This window comes from Anaerovibrio lipolyticus, from assembly GCF_021531495.1.
Classification (GTDB): Bacteria; Bacillota; Negativicutes; order Selenomonadales; family Selenomonadaceae; genus Anaerovibrio.
The window spans coordinates 74,781-93,723 of the sequence record NZ_JADYTY010000002.1 but is presented as its reverse complement, the minus strand read 5'-3'; the positions used below and the strand labels follow the sequence as shown (position 1 = coordinate 93,723).

At 42.3% G+C, this 18,943-nt stretch carries 16 protein-coding genes; all 16 read left to right on the top strand.

Going from position 1 to position 18,943, the window contains the following annotated elements:
• The first annotated feature begins 98 nt into the window (after positions 1 to 98).
• The 16 genes from map to I6E26_RS01935 all read left to right on the top strand — a co-directional run bounded on the left by map (position 99) and on the right by I6E26_RS01935 (position 18,941).
• Positions 99 to 971, top strand: coding sequence for a type I methionyl aminopeptidase (gene map / locus I6E26_RS02010; RefSeq protein ID WP_235320165.1), 873 nt, complete (start codon positions 99 to 101; stop codon positions 969 to 971).
• Positions 972 to 995: 24 nt separating this feature from the next.
• The gene (locus I6E26_RS02005; RefSeq protein ID WP_235320164.1) at positions 996 to 2,627 is read left to right on the top strand and encodes an ABC1 kinase family protein; all 1,632 of its coding nucleotides are present in this window, start codon (positions 996 to 998) and stop codon (positions 2,625 to 2,627) included.
• A complete protein-coding gene (aroH, locus tag I6E26_RS02000) occupies positions 2,628 to 2,990 on the top strand; it encodes a chorismate mutase (RefSeq protein ID WP_235320163.1) in 363 nt (120 codons plus the stop codon).
• Positions 2,991 to 3,159: 169 nt separating this feature from the next.
• Positions 3,160 to 3,540: a RidA family protein gene (locus I6E26_RS01995; RefSeq protein ID WP_235320162.1), complete on the top strand. Its 381-nt coding sequence runs from the start codon at positions 3,160 to 3,162 to the stop codon at positions 3,538 to 3,540.
• Between the two features lie 118 nt (positions 3,541 to 3,658).
• Positions 3,659 to 5,644: a transketolase gene (gene tkt / locus I6E26_RS01990; protein ID WP_235320161.1), complete on the top strand. Its 1,986-nt coding sequence runs from the start codon at positions 3,659 to 3,661 to the stop codon at positions 5,642 to 5,644.
• A 301-nt stretch (positions 5,645 to 5,945) separates the two neighbouring features.
• On the top strand, positions 5,946 to 7,775 hold the full coding sequence (locus I6E26_RS01985; protein ID WP_235320160.1) for a polysaccharide biosynthesis protein: 1,830 nt from the start codon (positions 5,946 to 5,948) through the stop codon (positions 7,773 to 7,775).
• Between the two features lie 4 nt (positions 7,776 to 7,779).
• The gene (locus I6E26_RS01980) at positions 7,780 to 9,099 is read left to right on the top strand and encodes a nucleotide sugar dehydrogenase (protein WP_235320159.1); all 1,320 of its coding nucleotides are present in this window, start codon (positions 7,780 to 7,782) and stop codon (positions 9,097 to 9,099) included.
• Between the two features lie 3 nt (positions 9,100 to 9,102).
• Positions 9,103 to 10,188: a Gfo/Idh/MocA family protein gene (locus I6E26_RS01975; RefSeq protein WP_235320158.1), complete on the top strand. Its 1,086-nt coding sequence runs from the start codon at positions 9,103 to 9,105 to the stop codon at positions 10,186 to 10,188.
• Positions 10,181 to 10,753 (top strand): acyltransferase, encoded by a 573-nt coding sequence (locus tag I6E26_RS01970; RefSeq protein WP_328227920.1) that lies wholly within the window; start codon positions 10,181 to 10,183, stop codon positions 10,751 to 10,753. Before I6E26_RS01975 ends, I6E26_RS01970 begins: the two co-directional genes overlap by 8 nt.
• A gap of 26 nt (positions 10,754 to 10,779) precedes the next feature.
• On the top strand, positions 10,780 to 11,874 hold the full coding sequence (locus tag I6E26_RS01965) for a DegT/DnrJ/EryC1/StrS family aminotransferase (protein ID WP_235320157.1): 1,095 nt from the start codon (positions 10,780 to 10,782) through the stop codon (positions 11,872 to 11,874).
• A gap of 26 nt (positions 11,875 to 11,900) precedes the next feature.
• Positions 11,901 to 13,640: an ABC transporter ATP-binding protein gene (locus I6E26_RS01960; protein WP_235320156.1), complete on the top strand. Its 1,740-nt coding sequence runs from the start codon at positions 11,901 to 11,903 to the stop codon at positions 13,638 to 13,640.
• A gap of 131 nt (positions 13,641 to 13,771) precedes the next feature.
• Positions 13,772 to 14,863, top strand: a complete 1,092-nt coding sequence (locus tag I6E26_RS01955; RefSeq protein WP_235320155.1) for a polysaccharide biosynthesis protein — start codon at positions 13,772 to 13,774, stop codon at positions 14,861 to 14,863.
• Positions 14,864 to 14,881: 18 nt separating this feature from the next.
• Positions 14,882 to 16,069 (top strand): LegC family aminotransferase, encoded by a 1,188-nt coding sequence (locus I6E26_RS01950; RefSeq protein WP_235320154.1) that lies wholly within the window; start codon positions 14,882 to 14,884, stop codon positions 16,067 to 16,069.
• Positions 16,066 to 17,229 (top strand): UDP-N-acetylglucosamine 2-epimerase, encoded by a 1,164-nt coding sequence (gene neuC / locus I6E26_RS01945; RefSeq protein ID WP_235320153.1) that lies wholly within the window; start codon positions 16,066 to 16,068, stop codon positions 17,227 to 17,229. The genes I6E26_RS01950 and neuC overlap by 4 nt, the downstream gene beginning before the upstream one ends.
• A gap of 9 nt (positions 17,230 to 17,238) precedes the next feature.
• Positions 17,239 to 18,315 (top strand): N-acetylneuraminate synthase, encoded by a 1,077-nt coding sequence (gene neuB, locus I6E26_RS01940; RefSeq protein ID WP_235320152.1) that lies wholly within the window; start codon positions 17,239 to 17,241, stop codon positions 18,313 to 18,315.
• Positions 18,312 to 18,941 carry an acetyltransferase gene (locus I6E26_RS01935; protein ID WP_235320151.1) on the top strand — a complete coding sequence of 210 codons (630 nt, stop codon included), beginning with the start codon at positions 18,312 to 18,314 and terminating at the stop codon, positions 18,939 to 18,941. The genes neuB and I6E26_RS01935 overlap by 4 nt, the downstream gene beginning before the upstream one ends.
• Positions 18,942 to 18,943: the final 2 nt, after the last annotated feature.

The window sequence follows — 18,943 nt, the reverse complement described above, 5'->3', positions numbered from 1 at the left end:
GATATTAACAAAAGTTGACAATCTTCTCTGGTAGCAGTTGCTAGAAGGACAGTATATGTCCCTCTAGAGAGTGTAATTGAAAGGAAGCTATTTATTGTATGAATAGAAATGATTTATGCTGGTGTGGCAGCGGCCTGAAGTACAAAAAATGTCATTTGGCCTTTGATGAAAAGCTGGATGGGATGAAATTTGATTTTTTCAAAGGACAGGTTCGACCACCTCATAAGATTATCAAAAATGCTGCAGATATTGAAGGTATCCGCAAGGCTGGTGTTATTAACGACGCAGCCCTTGACCTGGCTGGCAGTATGGTGCGGGAGGGTATTGATACCGAATCCATTGACACAGCAGTCCGGAAATTTATTGAAGGCAACGGTGCTATTCCAGCCTGTCTGAACTATGAGGGCTTCCCCAAGAGCATTTGTATATCTCTAAATGATGTGGTTTGTCATGGTATTCCATCCAAGAAAACCATTCTCAAAGAGGGAGATATTCTCAATATAGATATTACAACTATTTTGGATGGCTATTATGCAGATGCCTCCAGAATGTACACAGTAGGCAAGGTGGCACCAGAGGCACAGCGCTTGGTGGAGATTGCCAAGGAATGTATGCTGGTAGGCATCGAGGCAGTTCATCCTTGGGGCTATGTGGGAGATATTGGTGCGGCAGTTAATGCTCATGCCAAGGCCAACGGCTGCTCCGTAGTTACAGAGCTAGGCGGCCACGGCGTAGGCAAGGACTTCCATGAGGATCCATATATTGCCCATGTAGGTATGCCAGGCACTGGCATGCTGATTGTGCCAGGCATGGTATTCACCGTGGAGCCAATGATTAATGCAGGCCGTTTCAAGGTAACAGTAGACAAAAAGGATGGCTGGACAGTTCGCACCAAGGATCATTCCTTGTCAGCTCAGTGGGAAAAAACAATCTACGTTACCGAGACAGGTGTAGAGGTATTGTCCAGCTGATAGCAGCTGTTAAGGGGAGATATTATGCTGTACAGGCTATGGAATAAAAATGAAGATAATAGCTCTGACGCAGCGGAAATGTCCTCAGCAGGACGGCTTAAGGAGATTATCAATGTTCTTCGACAGCGGGAACTGCTGCAGGGAATTACCCCAGTCAAGGTTAGACAGGTATTGGAAGATTTGGGCCCGACCTTCGTGAAGCTGGGACAGATTATCAGTATGCGTCCTGATTTTTTGCCTACAGAATATCGGAATGAGCTTACCAAGCTTCAATCTGATGTGCGCCCTATGGAATTTTCTGTGGTCAAGGAGATTATCAATAGGGAGTATCAGCAGAACTGGGATCAGATTTTTTCCTATATAGATTCTGAAGCTATGGGCTCAGCCTCCATAGCTCAGGTTCATAGAGCGGTGCTGCTGGATGGCAGCAGGGTGGTTGTCAAGGTACAGCGGCCTGGTATCTACGATGTTATGGCCAAGGACATCAGTCTGCTGAAAAAGGCTGTTTCTGTGGTAAATGTAGTTCATGATTCAGAAAGTGTTGTGGACTTCGAAAGCATTGTAGACGAAATGTGGGAGGTTGCCAAGCAGGAGATTGACTTTATTCTGGAGGCTGACCACATTGAGGAATTTGCCCATCTCAATAAGGATGATGAAAATATACTTTGTCCCAAAGTGGATAGGCAGCTAACCACCCCTCGTATTCTGGTTATGGAATGCATGGATGGCATTCCCTTGGATGATGCAGATGCCTTAGCTGAGGCTGGGGTAGATATGGAGCGGATAGGCAAGCTGTTAGGCGTCAACTATGTAAAGCAGATTGTGGAGGACGGTTTTTTTCATGCAGATCCTCACCCCGGCAATATCTGGGTAAAGGATGGCAAAATCCTTTGGCTGGATCTGGGCATGATGGGCAGGCTTTCTGCCAAGGATAGAGCCAGCTTTCGCAAGGCCATTATGGCATTGGTAACTGGCGATGTCTATGAGATGAAGGAAGCTATATTGGCTCTAGGCGTGCCAAGAGGCAAGGTAGATCATGTCCAGCTTTATGATGATGTGGCCATGCTGATGAACCAGTATGGGGATTTGGACTTTGAGCACGTCAAGGCAGGTGAGCTGGTACGACAGATTCTCAAAGTACTGCAGGGCAACAATATCTCGGTGCCGCATGGTTTTAGCATGTTTGGCAGAGGTATGCTGATTATGGAAGGAGTTATGACTCGTTGCTGTCCCAAGGTCAATTTCTCTGAGATTTTCGGGCAGGGACTGCGTATCAGTCTGGAAAAGGATTTTAGCTGGCGTAATCAGATAAACAAGGCCAAGCGTGAGGGATATACCCTGGTAAAAAAATCCATGCAGCTGCCAGAGCAGATATCGGATATTTTGAAAATGACTCTTAGTGGTCAGACCAAGGTAAATCTGGATATGACGGGTTCTCAGGAGCCATTGCGGCAGTTGGATGCCATGATAAACAAGATGATTATGGCTATTATCAGTGCTGCCCTTTTGCTGGGCTCCAGCACCATCTGCACCACCCAAATGACACCAAAGATTATGGAAATACCTCTTTTGGGAGTGTTGGGCTATTTGGCTGCTATGGTGTTGTGCAGCAAGCTGTTGTGGAATATAATAAAAGCTGACAGGAGGAAAAAGTAGTTGCGAGGAATCAGAGGAGCTATTACTGTTGAGGAAAATACAGCTGAGGCTGTTATAACTGCTACCCAGGAGGTAGTAACTGCCATGCTGGAGGCTAATGAAATAGCCACTGAGGATATTGGAGCGGCTATTTTTTCTGCCACAGAGGATATAACGGCAGCCTTTCCTGCCAAGGGAGCCAGAGCCCTGCCGGGGTTTGATATGGTGCCTTTATTTGATGCCCGCCAGATGGATGTGGAGGGAGCCTTGACCATGTGTATCAGGGTATTGCTTCTGGTAGATACAGATAAAAAGCAAAAAGAAATCAAGCATATCTATAGAGGACGAGCACAGAATCTTAGACCGGATTTAGCGAAATCATGATTATACAAAGATTTTGCTTGCTTGTGCAGGTGCACAGCTTTATAATGGTAAGCAGGTAGAAAATAATATTGCAAAAAAGATTTGAGAAATGCTTGTGCGTTCACGTGCACGCATGTATAATAAAGCTGTAATTATGCCAAGGCATAGTATAAGGGAGGTTGTTTTGTTTATGAACAAGATTATTTCTACAGATAAAGGTCCAGGAGCTATTGGGCCATATTCTCAGGCTGTTCAGACTGCTGGCGGGATGCTGTTTGTTTCCGGTCAGATTCCTCTGGTACCAGCTACTGGTGCTATGGTGGAGGGCGGCATCAAGGAGCAGGCTACTCAGGTGTTGAACAATCTGAAGGGTATTGTGGAGGCTGCTGGTTATCAGCTATCTGATGTAGTCAAGACCACTGTTTATCTGGCAGATATCAAGGATTTTGGCACTGTTAACGAGATTTATGGTCAGTATTTTACAGAAAACTGCCCAGCTCGTGTATGTGTAGAGGTAAGCAAGCTGCCAAAGGATGCTTTGGTGGAGATTGATGTTATTGCTTCCAAATAATATCTAATATTTTGTTGTGATTTGCAGCTCTGAGGCAAGAATATTCTGGAAGGATTAACCATTGCTTTGGGGCAGCTGTTCCTAAGGGATTTTCTATATAAGAGAAGGAGTGTTATCTTTGAGCAAAATCGAAAACACCAGTGTAAACGCTATCCGTATTCTGGCAGCAGAAATGATTCAGAAGGCTAAGTCCGGTCATCCAGGTCTGCCAATGGGCTGTGCTCCAATTGCCTATGAGCTGTGGGGCAACCATATGAATCACAATCCAAAGAATCCAAAGTGGTTGAACAGAGATCGTTTCATCCTGTCTGGCGGTCATGGTTCTGCTATGCTGTATTCCCTGCTGCATCTCTTTGGCTATGGCCTGACTATGGAGGATCTGAAGAACTTCCGTCAGCTGGATTCTCTGACTCCTGGCCATCCTGAATATGGTCATACCATAGGTGTTGAGGCAACTACTGGTCCTCTGGGTGCTGGTATGGGCATGGCTGTAGGTATGGCTATTGCTGAGGCACATCTGGCTGAGAAGTTCAACAAGCCAGGCTATCCTGTATATGATCATTATACCTTTGCTCTGGGCGGTGACGGCTGCATGATGGAGGGTATTTCCTCCGAGGCCTTCTCTCTGGCAGGTACTCTTGGTCTGTCCAAGCTGATTATTATCTATGATAGCAATCGTATTTCTATTGAGGGTTCCACTGATATTGCCTTCACTGAGGATGTTCAGAAGCGCATGGAGGCCTTTGGTTTCCAGACTATTGATGTAGCAGATGGCACTGATCTGGTTGCTATTGGCAAGGCTATTGAGGAAGCTAAGGCAGACAAGACTCGTCCTTCCTTTATTACTGTTCACACTCAGATTGGTTATGGCTGTCCTGCTAAGCAGGGTTCTGCCAGCGCTCACGGCGAGCCACTGGGTGAGGAGAACCTGAAGGCTACCAAGGAGAATCTGGGCTGGACCTATGATCCATTCACCGTACCTGATGAGGTTTATGCTGACTATGCAGCTAAGGCTGCCAAGGGCCAGGAGGCTGAGGATAAGTGGGAAGCTATGTATGCTGAGTGGCAGGCTAAGTTCCCTGAGGATGCAGCTCTTCATGCCAAGTTCTATGACAAGGAAGCTATCAAGGCTGTTCTGAATGATGAGTCCTTCTGGGCACCTGCTGAGAAGCCAACTGCCAGCCGTGCTCTCTCCGGCAATATCATTAACAAGTTGAAGGATATTGTACCTAGCCTTATGGGCGGTAGTGCTGACCTGGCTCCATCCAACAAGACTGAGATGAAGGGTGAGACTTTCTTCAGCAAGGATGATAGAAGCGGCCGCAATATGCATTTCGGTGTCCGTGAGCTGGCTATGGGTGCTATCGGCAACGGTATGGCTCTTCACGGCGGCGTAACTGCCTATGTAGCAACCTTCTTCGTATTCTCTGACTATGTAAAGCCAATGATGCGTCTGGCTGCTCTGATGGGCTTGCCTATCACTTATGTACTGACTCACGATTCCATTGGTGTAGGTGAGGATGGCCCAACTCATGAACCTATTGAGCAGTTGTCTATGCTTCGCGCCTTGCCAAATCTGCAGGTATTCCGTCCAGCAGATGCTGTAGAGACTGCTGCTGCTTGGTACACTGCTGTAGCAGATACTACCTGCCCAACAGCTTTGGCTCTCACCCGTCAGAATCTGGCTATTATCCCAAGCAGCAAGGAAGGCGCTCTCAAGGGCGGTTATGTAATTGCTGATGCCAAGAAGGATGTTCCAGATGGTATTATCATTGCTTCCGGTTCTGAGGTTGGTATCTCCTTGGAGGCCAAGGAAATTCTGGCTCAGCAGGGTAAGGATGTTCGAGTAGTATCCATGCCATGTGTGGAGCTCTTTGAGGCTCAGTCTGATGAATACAAGGAGCAGGTATTGCCAAAGGCTGTTCGTGCTCGTGTAGCTGTAGAGGCTGCTTCCGATTTCGGTTGGGGCAAGTATGTAGGCCTGGATGGTGCAACCGTAACCATGAAGGGCTTCGGTGCCTCCGCACCAGCAGAGCTTCTCTTCAAGAAGTTCGGTTTCACCAAGGAAAATGTAGCTGAAACCATGAGCAACCTGCTGAAATAAGCAAATAAAAGAGAAGTAAAATCATAACTTCTCCATATACCTATGCAAATGCCGTCCCATATCGGGGCGGCATTTTTTGCATAGCAGGTGTATCATGACAAAAAATATATAGTATTACTAGCTTTTTTCATAAGAGTAAATTTATGCTTGAAAGTTGTGCTTGCAGGTTGTTTTTTAGGGAATTTTGTTGATATTTATTGTTGTTAAGTGAGCAATGTGATATTATAATGAATAGGTGTAAAAAAATAGTAGTCAAGTTTTCCATAGCTTGATAAGTCCGTCATGGGATGGAGTGTATATATTGAAAAAATTTATTCTTTTGATGTTGTTTGATGCTGCTGTATTGGCTGTGGTGCCCTTTGTAGCACTGCTGTTACGGCTGGATGGTAATACAGGCAGCCGTTATTTTGCTGTGCTGCTATCGGTGCTGCCAGTGGCGGTAGTTATCAAGCTGGTACTGTTTTATCTGTGTGGGATTTACAACAGAATATGGCGCTATGCAACTGTACGAGATATGTTTGCCATTATTGGTGCCTGTACAGTGGCCAATGTGATTATAGCTCTATTAGGTCTTTATACACAGGTAGACCTGCCTAGAAGCATTTATATTATCTCCTATATTTTGGATGTAGGCCTAATCTGCTTCTCCAGGTTGTCAGTAAGGATGCTTTTGATGATGAGTCAGTCTGAGGCCAGCGAGGCCCAGTTGCGGAAAATGCTTATTATAGGCGCCGGGGATGCTGGTGTCATGATTGCCAGAGAACTGGTACAGCGTGGCGAGGGCAAAAAACTTTTAGGTTTTGTGGATGATGATGCTTCTAAGGTAGGTAAGAAAATCCTGGGCTATAGTGTACTGGGCAATACAGATGCCTTGGATACCTTGGTAAACGAAAATGAAATCAAGGAAATTGTCATAGCTATGCCATCAGTCAAAGGCAGTATTATCAAAAAGGTTGCCAGCAAATGTCGTGGCCTAGGCTGTCATGTCAAGATATTGCCTGGTCTATATGAGCTGATAGATGGTCAGGTATCTGTCCAACAGCTGCGTAATATTGAGCTAGAGGATTTGCTGCGCAGAGATAGCATCAAGTTGGATATGGCTGCCATTAGCAGATATATAGAAAACAAGGTGGTTTTGGTTACAGGAGCCGGTGGCTCCATTGGCTCCGAGCTGTGCCGGCAGATTTCCTTAGCCAAGCCAGCTAAGTTACTACTTTTGGGCAGAGGTGAGAATAGTATCTATGAGATACATCAGGAGCTAATCGAAAAATTTGGGGCTCAGCGATATATTCCGATTATTGCAGATATTCGGGATGCAGAGCGAATAGATGAAGTATTCTGCACCTATCGTCCTCAGCTGGTATTTCATGCTGCAGCTCACAAGCATGTGCCTCTGATGGAGGCTCAGCCTGTGGAGGCAGTAAAAAATAATATTTTTGGCACCCAGCATGTGGCTATGGCAGCGGACAAATACGGCGCCGAATCCTTTGTTATGATTTCTACCGACAAGGCTGTGAATCCTACCAGTGTTATGGGAGCCAGCAAGCGATTGGCCGAAATGGTGATACAGAATATGAATCTCCACAGTCAGACTAGATTTGCCATTGTGAGATTCGGCAATGTATTAGGCAGTCGGGGAAGTGTAGTGCCTCTGTTCAAGAAGCAGATTGCCAAGGGCGGGCCTATAACCATTACAGATCCTGAGATGGTGCGGTATTTTATGACCATACCAGAAGCGGCTCAGCTGGTTTTGCAGGCAGGCACCTTCTCTCAGGGTGGGGAGGTATTCCTGTTGGACATGGGTGAGCCAGTGAAGATACTGGATATGGCTCGGGATTTGGTGGAACTTCATGGCCTTATACCGGACAAGGATATTAAATTTGTCTTTACGGGACTGCGTCCGGGAGAAAAGCTCTATGAGGAGCTGTTAACCGCCGAGGAGGGAACCCGCAAGACTTGCCATGAGCGGATTTTTGAAGCCCCTTTAGGCAGTATTGTAACAGACGAGATTATGCAAAGAATATCCTCTTTGGAACATGAAAAAGACAATTATATCATCCTTCATACCATCAAGGATTTGATACCAACGTACAATAGCAAGGCATTAGAAAATTTGGATAAGAATAGGTGAGAGAATGGATACATTGACAAAGCTGAAAGAAAAAATCGTCAGCCATAAGGCAACTGTAGGTGTGGTAGGACTGGGCTATGTAGGTCTGCCTCTGGCTGTGGAAAAGGCCAGAGCTGGATTCAAAACCATAGGCTTTGATGTGCAGAAGCAAAAGGTAGATATGGTTAACGCAGGTCACAACTATATAGGGGATGTGGTTAATGAGGATTTGCAGGCATTGGTAGAATCTGGCATGCTTTCAGCTACTACAGATTTTAGCTTTGTCAAGGATGTAGACTTTATTGCTATCTGTGTGCCTACCCCATTGGATGCCCATCAGCAGCCAGATATTAGTTTTGTCAAAGGCAGTGCAGAAGCTATTGCCAAGCATCTAACCAAGGACACTATTGTAGTGTTGGAATCCACCACCTATCCAGGTACCACAGAGGATTTGTTGAAGCCAATTTTAGAAAAGGGTTCTGGCTTGAAATGCGGGGAGGATTTCCTGTTAGGCTTTTCACCAGAGAGAGTAGATCCAGGCAATCTTATTTACAAAACCAAGAATACCCCCAAGGTAGTAGGTGGTATTGGCAAGGAAGCTACTCATGTCATTGCAGAGATGTACCGTCAGGTATTGGACAGTGATATATATGAGGTATCCTCTCCTGCTGTGGCAGAGATGGAAAAAATACTGGAGAATACCTATCGCAATATTAATATTGCCTTGGTTAATGAGCTGACCATGCTTTGTCATAAGCTGGGTATCAGCATGTGGGAGGTAGTAGATGCAGCCAAGACCAAGCCATATGGTTTTCAGGCCTTTTATCCAGGCCCTGGCCTAGGCGGACACTGTATTCCTCTGGATCCATATTACCTTAGCTGGAAAGCTAGAGAATATGGCTTCCATACCTCTCTGATAGAGGCTTCCGGCATGATTAATGATCGGATGCCTGAATATACTGTTAGCCGCTGTGGCGAGGTGTTGAATCGCTTCCAGAAGTCTATTAATGGTGCCAAGGTACTGATTTTGGGAGTAGCCTACAAGCAGGATATTGATGATTATCGGGAAAGTCCAGCTCTGAGAGTTATTGAAGAATTCCAGAAGCGAGGCGCAGATCTTAGCTATTACGATCCTTGGGTGCCTCAGTACAGATATAAGGGAGAAACATATCAGGGTTTGAAGGAGCTGAGTCCAGAGGCGCTGGCAAAGGCAGATATTGTGGTTATTACCACAGCTCACACCAATGTAGATTATGAAATGGTGCAGAAATATGCCAAGGCTATTTTTGACACCAAGAATGTGATGAAGAATATTAGCAAGCGTGAAAATATAGAGGTTTTGTAAAAGATGAAATATGCACTTATTGGCTGTGGCCGAATAGCCATCAATCATATCAAGGCCGTTATCAATAACCAGTTGGAGCTGGTGGCAGTATGCGATGTACTGCCTAGTAAAATGGAAGAGCTGCTTTCCAAGCAGGGCTTGGCAGAGAATAAGGAAATCCTTCGCTACACAGACTATCGCCAGATGATAGAGGAACATCCAGAAATTCAACTTATTAGTATTGCCACAGAGAGTGGCAGTCATGCTGAAATTGCTCTTTACTGTATAGATCAGGGCATCAATCTGATTATTGAAAAGCCTATGGCTATGAGCATTGCAGATGCAGATGAAATTATTCGTAGAGCAGAAGCCAACCATGTGAAGGTATCTGCCTGTCATCAGAACAGATTTAATATTGCCGTACAGAAGCTGCGGAAAGCTGTAGAAGCTGGCAGATTTGGCAAGCTTTCTCATGGCAGCATCCATGTCCGCTGGAATCGCAATAAGGACTATTATACACAGGCTCCTTGGCGGGGCACCTGGGCTCAGGATGGCGGCGCCTTGATGAATCAGTGTATTCATGGCATTGATTTATTGCGTTGGATGATGGGTAGTGAGGTGGTATCTGTCTATGGACAGACCAAGCAGCAATTCCATCATTATCTGGAGGCTGAGGATGTAGGCATGGCTGTGGTAAATTTTGCCAATGGTGCCGTGGCTACCATAGAGGGAACAACCAATGTATATCCTCAGAACTTGGAGGAAACTTTATATGTTTTTGGACAGTGTGGCACTGTCAAGCTGGGGGGCAAATCCACCAACAATATTGATGTGTGGGATTTTGCTGATGAAACAGACGAGGATAGAAGCAACAAGGGCTTGGAAGAGGCTGCCAGCAATGTATATGGCAATGGACATACCAGCCTTTTTGCGGATGTGGTAGAAGCTATAGAAAAGGATCGCCAGCCTTATGTGGATGCCAAGGCTGGGCGGGATGCGCTGGAAATGGTCTTGGCGATTTACAAGTCTGCCGCCGAGGGCCAGGCTGTGAAATTACCATTGAAAGAATGCAGTACATTGGATTTTGTAGGGAGATTTGACCATGAATAATGAAGAAAAGGACTACTTTGTTCATGAATCATCCTATGTGGATGAGGGGACAAAAATTGGCAAAAAAACCAGAATCTGGCATTTTTCTCATATTTCCAAGGGAGCAGAAATCGGAGAGGGCTGTAATCTTGGCCAGAATGTCTTTGTAGGCAATGATGTCAAAATCGGTAATCATGTAAAGATACAGAACAATGTTAGTGTCTACGAGGGGGTGGAGCTGGAGGATTATGTATTCTGTGGCCCTAGTATGGTTTTTACCAATGTAAGAACCCCAAGATGTGAATATCCCCGCAATACCTCAGCAGACTACAAGAAAACCTTGGTAGGCCGTGGTGCCAGTATTGGTGCTAATGCCACCATTGTTTGCGGTACTACCTTGGGAAAGAATGCCTTTGTAGGTGCTGGTTCTACAGTAACCAAAGATGTGCCGGATTATGCTATGGTATATGGCAATCCAGCCCGTATTCATGGCTATATGTGTGCTTGTGGCGATACTACAGTGCCAGCAGATGCAGTAGAGTTGAAATGTCCAAGATGTGGCATAGATGTGCAGTTGAAGAAATAAAACAAGATATAAGGCGGTAGGATAGGATGATACCTTTTATAGATTTGCAGACACAGCAGGAGAAAATAAAACCAGAGCTGGACAGAAGGTTGGCTCAGGTTTTGGCTCATGGTAAATATATTTTAGGCCCAGAGGTGCAGGAGCTGGAAGCCAAGCTGGCTGATTATGTAGGGGTAAAACATTGCATTACTTGTGCTAATGGTACAGATGCCCTGTTGATTGCCCTTATGGCATTAGGGATAAAGGCAGGGGATGAGGTAATAACTACAGCTTTTACTTATGTAGCCACTGGTGAGGTTATTGCCAGATTGGGAGCAACCCCTGTATTTGTAGATATTGACGAAAAAACATACAATCTGGATGCCAGCAAAATAGAAGCTGCTATTACAGACAAAACCAAGGCTATTATGCCAGTAAGCCTATATGGTCAGTGTGCAAATTTTGATGCTATTAATGCCATTGCTGAAAAATATAATATGCCAGTAGTAGAGGACGGTGCCCAGAGTTTTGGAGCTACCTACAAGGGAAGACGCTCCTGTGGACTCTCTACCATTGGCTGTACCAGCTTCTTCCCAACCAAGCCACTGGGCTGCTATGGTGATGGCGGAGCTGTATTTACCAATGATGATGAATTAGCCAAAGCTATGGATATGATTCACAAGCATGGTCAGGATAGACGATATCATCATGTACGCATGGGCTTGAACAGTAGATTGGATACCATGCAGGCAGCAGTTTTGCTAGCCAAGATGACCATTTTAGAGGAAGAAGTAAAGCTACGGGCTGAAGTAGGCGCAAAATACACTGAACTTTTGGCTGATGTACCAGGCATTATAACTCCATATATTGAGCCACATAATACTTCAGTATATGCCCAGTACACTGTACGGGTGCAGAACAGAGAAGAACTGCAGGCCAAGCTAAAAGAAGCAGGCATACCAACAGCCGTACACTATCCAATACCATTGAATCAGCAGCCAATGTTTGACTATCTCCATCAGGGCACCGGCAGCGTACCAGTAGCAGAGAAGGTAGCAGGAGAAGTAATGAGCTTACCTATGGGCGCTTGGGTTGAAGAAAATATTGTTGCCAAAATTTGTAAAGCATTAAAAGAATTATAGTTTATGTATAAAATCTAAGGATATTTATGAGAGATATATTTAAATACATTTCCATTTTCACAACAAAACAAAAAAAAGAATTTGCCGTTTTGTTTGCAATTATGATAATTGGGGCTGTTTTAGAAGCTGTAGGTATAGGTGCCATTTTACCTTTGATCTCACTTATAGGGCAGATTGATTATTTAGCTGATCATAAGGAAGTGGCAGAAATAATAAGACCTTTTGGGATAGAAAATCATACAGAACTCATAATAGCTTGTGCGGTTGTATTGATTGTTCTATACATTATGAAAAATATATATATTGCTTTTGAAATACATATTCAACGTAGATTTGCAGAAAGAAATCAGATTTTATATTCCAAAGAATTAATGGCTCATTATTTAAATGAGCCATATAGTAGATTAGTTGAGGTAAATACAGCGGTTTTGTTGAGGAATGTCAATCAAGGTGCTAGTGCTATATTTAGTCAGATGCTTGTACCAATCTTGAACTTGTGTACAGAGATATTAACTGCAATTGCAATATGGATTATGCTCGTAGTAGTTGATCCATTTACAGCAACAATTGTTGCTGGAATAATGGCCTTTGTTGTAATGTCAATACTTAAATTGTTCAGAAAAGAAATGGTCAGACAAGGCGAGATTGATAATGAAGCTTCAGCATCCTATATAAAATGGATTAATCAGGGATTGGGAGCTATAAAAGAAACCAAGGTAATGAGGAAGGAAGAGTTCTTTTTAGAGGCATTTAGCAATGATTATTCAAGATATGCAAAAGCAAGGCAGAGGTATTACTTTTTGGCAGAAATGCCACGCATAATAATTGAATGCCTTGTAATTTGCAGCTTATTATTATTGATTATATATAAGGTTATCATAGAAATAAATCCTCAATCCATTGTGCCAGTATTAGGAGTTCTAGCTTTGGCTGCTTTTAGATTAATGCCAAGTGCAAATCGTATAGTTGGTTTTTACAATGCTGTAAAAAATCAAATGCCATTCTTCAATGAGATATATCCTGATTTAGTACAAATTAGGGAAAAATTAAGTAGTAATAGAAAAACATGCAAAAAGCATTCAGAGCAACATATTTCCTTTATCAAACTTTTAGAAGTAAAGAATTTATTTTTTAGGTATAACCAGTCTCAAAAATATATTCTTGAAGATGTGTCATTTCGTATTCCTAAAGGTAAATTTATTGGGATTATGGGGCCTTCAGGGGCAGGTAAAACAACGTTTATAGATATTTTATTGGGGTTGTTGAAACCATCTAGTGGACAGATTTTGTGTGACGGGATGGATATTAATAAAAATATTCGTAGTTGGCAAGCTAATTTAGCCTATGTACCTCAGGATATATATTTGATAGATGGTTCTGTAGCTGAAAATATTGCATTAGGCGAGAATAAAGATGATATAGATATGGTTTTATTGAATCGAGTCATGTCAATGGCTGAGTTATCAGATTTTGTTCTTACCTTGCCAGATGGTATAGATACCTTTGTAGGTGAACGTGGTGTAAAGTTATCCGGAGGACAGCGCCAACGTATAGGCATAGCCAGAGCATTATATCAAAAGCCAGAGCTGCTAATCTTAGATGAAGCTACTTCGGCATTGGATAATGATACTGAAAAATCTATTACAGATACCATATTAAAGCTAAAAGGGCAGATAACAATTATAGCTATAGCTCATAGATTGAGTACCTTGGCGGAATGTGATTATAAGATAGAGTTTAAGGATGGCCAAGCTTTCAAGGTATAAGACGAGGAAATTATATGTTTAGTCTAGATCAATTTATTAATACTTATGTTACTAAGAGAGAAGAATCAATGTTTATTGCGGACATTGCTCACAATAAGGTCGAATTATCCAAAAAAATAAAGGATAGATCGGTGCTTGTTATCGGAGGAGCTGGATCCATTGGTTCGTCTTTTATAAAGGCTATATTGCCATTTCGTCCTGCTTCCCTTGTGGTGGTTGATATAAATGAAAATGGCTTGGCTGAGCTTACTCGGGATTTGCGCTCGACTAAAGGACTGTATGTGCCGGAGGATTATGTACCATATCCTATGAATTTTGCTTCTGGGGTATTTGAGAAGATGTTTAGAAATCGTGGCGGTTTTGATATCGTGGCCAATTTCTCAGCTCACAAGCATGTGCGTTCAGAGAAGGATATATATTCTATAGAGGCACTGTTGCAAAATAATGTTTTGCAGGCGAAAAAGCTGTTGGATTTGTTGTCAGAGCTACCACCAGAGGAGTATTTCTGTGTATCCACAGATAAGGCTGCCAATCCAGTTAATATTATGGGGGCCAGCAAGCGGATCATGGAAGATGTGATTTTTGCATATTCTGATAAATTCCCAGTAAAAACAGCACGATTTGCCAATGTAGCATTTTCCAATGGATCTTTGCCAGCTGGTTTTATAGCAAGATTGCAGAAACTGCAGCCGCTTAGTGCTCCATCTGATGTTAAGCGGTATTTTGTTTCACCAGAAGAAAGCGGTCAGATTTGTATGCTGGCTTGTATTTTAGGGGAAAATAGAGAAATTTTTTTCCCAAGGCTGGAAGAAGCTCAGATGATGACTTTTGATAAAATTGCTACTGCCTTCTTGGAAGCTCATGGTTATCAGGTATTGCTGTGCGATAGTGATGAGGAGGCCATTAATAAGGCTGTAGAGCTGAAACATGGAAGTAATTTGTACCCAGTACATTATTCAGGTTCTAATACTTCTGGAGAGAAGGCTTTTGAAGAATTTTATACGGATAAGGAAACAGTGAATCTCACCATAATGAAATCCCTAGGCGTGGTTACTAATAAGGAGATACCAGATGTATCTCGTATTGAAATTTTATTTAAGAAGTTAAATGCAGCATTTGAAAAATCTGATACTACCAAGGATGAGGTTGTATCTATTATGTCAGATTATTTGCCAAATTTTGAGCATATAGAAACAGGCAAATCATTGGATAGTAAAATGTAGTAAATGGAGGCTGGAGATATGGGCAGATTTGTACCGTTATCAATTCCAAATTTTGAGGGCAATGAGCGAAAGTATGTAGATGATGCTATTGAACAGGGATGGGTTTCTACTGGTGGAGCCTATATTAATAAGCTGGAGAAATCTTTAGCACAGTTTTTGCATACTGATAATGTGGCGGCCTGTCAAAGTGGTACTGCTGCCTTGCATCTGGCTATGGTTGAGGCTGGTATTAAGCCAGGTGATGTAGTATTGGTGCCACCTTTGACCTTTATAGCGGCTGTTAATCCAGTAAAGTATCAGTTTGCAACGCCGGTATTCATAGATTGTGATGATAGTTTCTGTATGGATGCCACAAAATTACAGGATTTTTGCCAGCAGGAGTGCGCCTTTGATGGAAAACAACTAACATATAAGGGGAATCCAGTAAAAGCTGTTGTGATTGTTCATGTATTTGGCAATATGGCAGATATGACTGCACTTATGAGCATAGCTCATAAGTATAATCTTAAAGTAATTGAAGATGCAACTGAAGCATTAGGTACTAAATATATGGATGGTCCATTAGCTAGTAAATATGCTGGTACTATTGGAGATTTTGGTTGTTATTCCTTTAATGGAAACAAAATAATAACTACTGGTGGTGGCGGTGCTGTAACTGCCAATGATACCAAGGTTGTAGATCATATACGTTATTTGTCTACCCAGGCCAAGGATGATGTTCATTATTATATACATAATGAAGTAGGTTATAACTACAGGATGACCAATCTTCAGGCAGCTTTAGGTGTAGCTCAGTTGGAGGAGTTGCCAGAGTTTATTCGTCGCAAGCAAAAAAATTATAAATTATATTGCCAGCTTTTCGATGGTTTTGAATTAGGCCATATGATAGGTTTTCGCAGTGATATTGATTCCAACATGTGGTTTTATTCCTTGGAAATAAATCGAGATAAGGTAAAAGCCACTATGAAGGAGATTATTACGAAGCTGGAGGAAAAAGGTGTTCAAACCAGAGCTATATGGGGGCTTATTAACGAGCAGCTGCCATATATCCACGAGATAACATACAAGCTAGAAAAGGCACCATATTATGCGGAACGAATATTGAATATTCCATCCAGCACCCAAATTACGGAAGAAGAAATACATTATGTAGCGGAAAATATAAAAAAGGTTTTGGAGGAGTCTATTGGAGTCGATATAGAATGACTAAACGAAAAATATGTGTAGTTACAGGAACAAGAGCTGAATATGGGCTGCTTTATTGGCTTATGAAGGAAATACAGGCCGATGATGAATTGGAATTACAAATCATCGCTACAGGTCAGCATTTATCGCCAGAGTTTGGACTTACCTATAAAAATATCGAAGCTGATGGATTTGCAATAAATGCAAAGGTTGAAATGCTGTTGTCCAGTGATTCCCCTGTAGGTATTGCCAAGTCAGTAGGCTTAGGAACTATTGGCTTTGCTGATGCCTTAGCAAGATTGCAACCAGATATTATGGTATTGCTAGGGGATAGGTTTGAGGCCTTGGCTGCTGCCCAGACAGCTATGATATTAAGAATACCTATTGCACATATTCATGGTGGAGAAAGCACAGAAGGCGCTATTGACGAAGCTATTCGTCATTCCATAACTAAAATGTCTCAAATTCATTTTGTGTCTGAGCCGGAATATCGAGATAGAGTCATTCAACTAGGTGAGAATCCAGAAAGTATCTTTGAAGTTGGAGCCGTAGGAATAGACAATATCGTACGACTGAAATTGCTTAGTTTGCAGGATTTAGAGAAACAGATAAATTTTTCATTAGGTAAAAAGTTTTTTTTAGTTACATATCATCCAGAGACGCTGACGGGTAAATCTCCTGTTGAAGCTTTGAAAACACTATTTGCTGTTTTTGATGAGTTTCCAGAGTATAAACTAATTTTTACACAAGCTAATAGTGATGCTGGTGGGCGAATTATAAATGAACAAATAGAAGCTTATGCAAAGAAGAATAAGGAACGTGTTCTGTTAGTTAAATCATTGGGGCAGCTTAGATATTTAAGTGCAATGAAGCTATGTGCAGCAGTGGTGGGAAATTCTTCCAGTGGATTGCTGGAGGCTCCAGTGTTGCATGTTCCAACAATTAATATTGGTGACCGACAAAAGGGAAGAAAGAGATATCTTTCAGTTATTGATTGTAATGAGGATAAACAACAATTATTATCAGCTATTCAATCATTGAGAGACAGTAAATTTTTGCAGAAAATACAATCTATGGAAATCCCACATACTGATGGAAAAATTGCAGTTACAATGAAAGATATGTTAAAGCAAGCAGAACTGTCAAATATATGTCAAAAGAAGTTTTATGATTTGAAATGAGGTTTGAATATGGGCAAAACCTATATTATTGCAGAAGCAGGTGTTAATCATAATGGTGATGTCGAACTGGCTAAGCAGCTAATTGAGGTGGCTGCTGAGGCAGGGGTAGATGCCATAAAATTTCAGACCTTCAAAGCTGAAAAGCTTGCCAGTCTGAAAGCGTCCAAGGCTGATTACCAAAATAAGACTACGGATGCTGCAGAAAGTCAATTTGAAATGCTAAAAAAGCTGGAATTGCCATTGGATGTCTATCCACATCTAATAGATTTATGCAAGCAAAAGGGTATAGATTTTCTTTCTACTCCCTTTGAAGAGGAGAGTTTGGCATTTTTGGTACAGCAATGCAGACTTCCTTTGATAAAAATACCTTCTGGAGAGATTACTAATGCACCATTTTTGTTATCTGTAGCAAGAACGGGCTTGCCAGTAATTCTTTCTACAGGTATGAGTACGCTAAGGGATATAGAAGATGCTTTATCAGTGTTGGCCTTTGGCTATTTGCATGACAAGGAACTAGTTGATTTAGCAGACTTAACAAGAGCGTACATAGAAGCTCAGAATGTGGGATTGTTAAAAGAAAAAGTTCAATTGCTACATTGTACGACCGAATATCCTGCATCATTTGATGAGGTTAATTTGGATGCTATGGAAACTATGGCAAATGCTTTTGGTTTACAGGTTGGGTATTCAGATCATACCAAGGGAATTGCTATTCCTTTAGCCGCTGTGGCAAAGGGAGCAAAAATTATTGAAAAGCATTTTACCTTGGATAAAAATCTGCCAGGGCCGGACCATAAGGCTTCGCTGGAACCAGATGAGTTGAAAGCGATGGTAGATGGTATCAGGCAGATAGAGCAAGCCATTGGAAATGGTATAAAAATTCCGGGAAGTAAGGAGCAGTCTAATATTGTTATAGTTAGAAAAAGTCTTATTGCTGCCTGTAGAATAAAAAAAGGTGAAATATTTACAAGGGATAATTTAGCTGTTAAAAGACCAGGAAATGGTATAAGTCCTATGAAATATTGGCAGATGTTAGGACAGAGGGCTGAGAGAGATTATGAAGAAGATGAGTTGATTGCGTTATGAAGCCTGTGATAATTTTAGGTGCTGGTGGACATGCTAAGGTTCTACTTGATGCATTACTGAGTAGTGAACGAAAGGTGATCGGGTTAACAGATTTTGATAAGAAAAAATGGGGAAGTTTAGTTAATGGAGTACCGGTGTTAGGTGGAGATGAAGTCGTTTTTTCTTATAACACAGATGAAATAGAGTTAGTAAATGGGATGGGTTCTGTTGGCTCAATGAATAAGCGAAAGAATATATACGAGTATTTTAAGAATAAAGCATATTTGTTTTCCAATGTAATACATCCATCTGCTATTGTGTCGTCAAATGCCGTTTTAGCAAACGGAGTACAACTGTTACCAGGATGCATTGTTAATGCTGGTGCATTTATAGGAGACAATAGCATTGTTAATACGCGAGCCTCCATTGACCATGATGTCAGCATTGGTAGTCATGTGCATATTGCTCCCGGTGTAACTATCAGCGGTGGTGTAACCATAGATGATTGCACTCATATTGGTACAGGTGCAATTGTAATACAGGGAGTCCATATTGGCAGCAATGTGATTATTGGGGCAGGTGCGGTAGTAGTGAAGGATATACCAGATAATTGCAAGGCTTATGGTGTACCTGCAAGAGAGGTTTGATT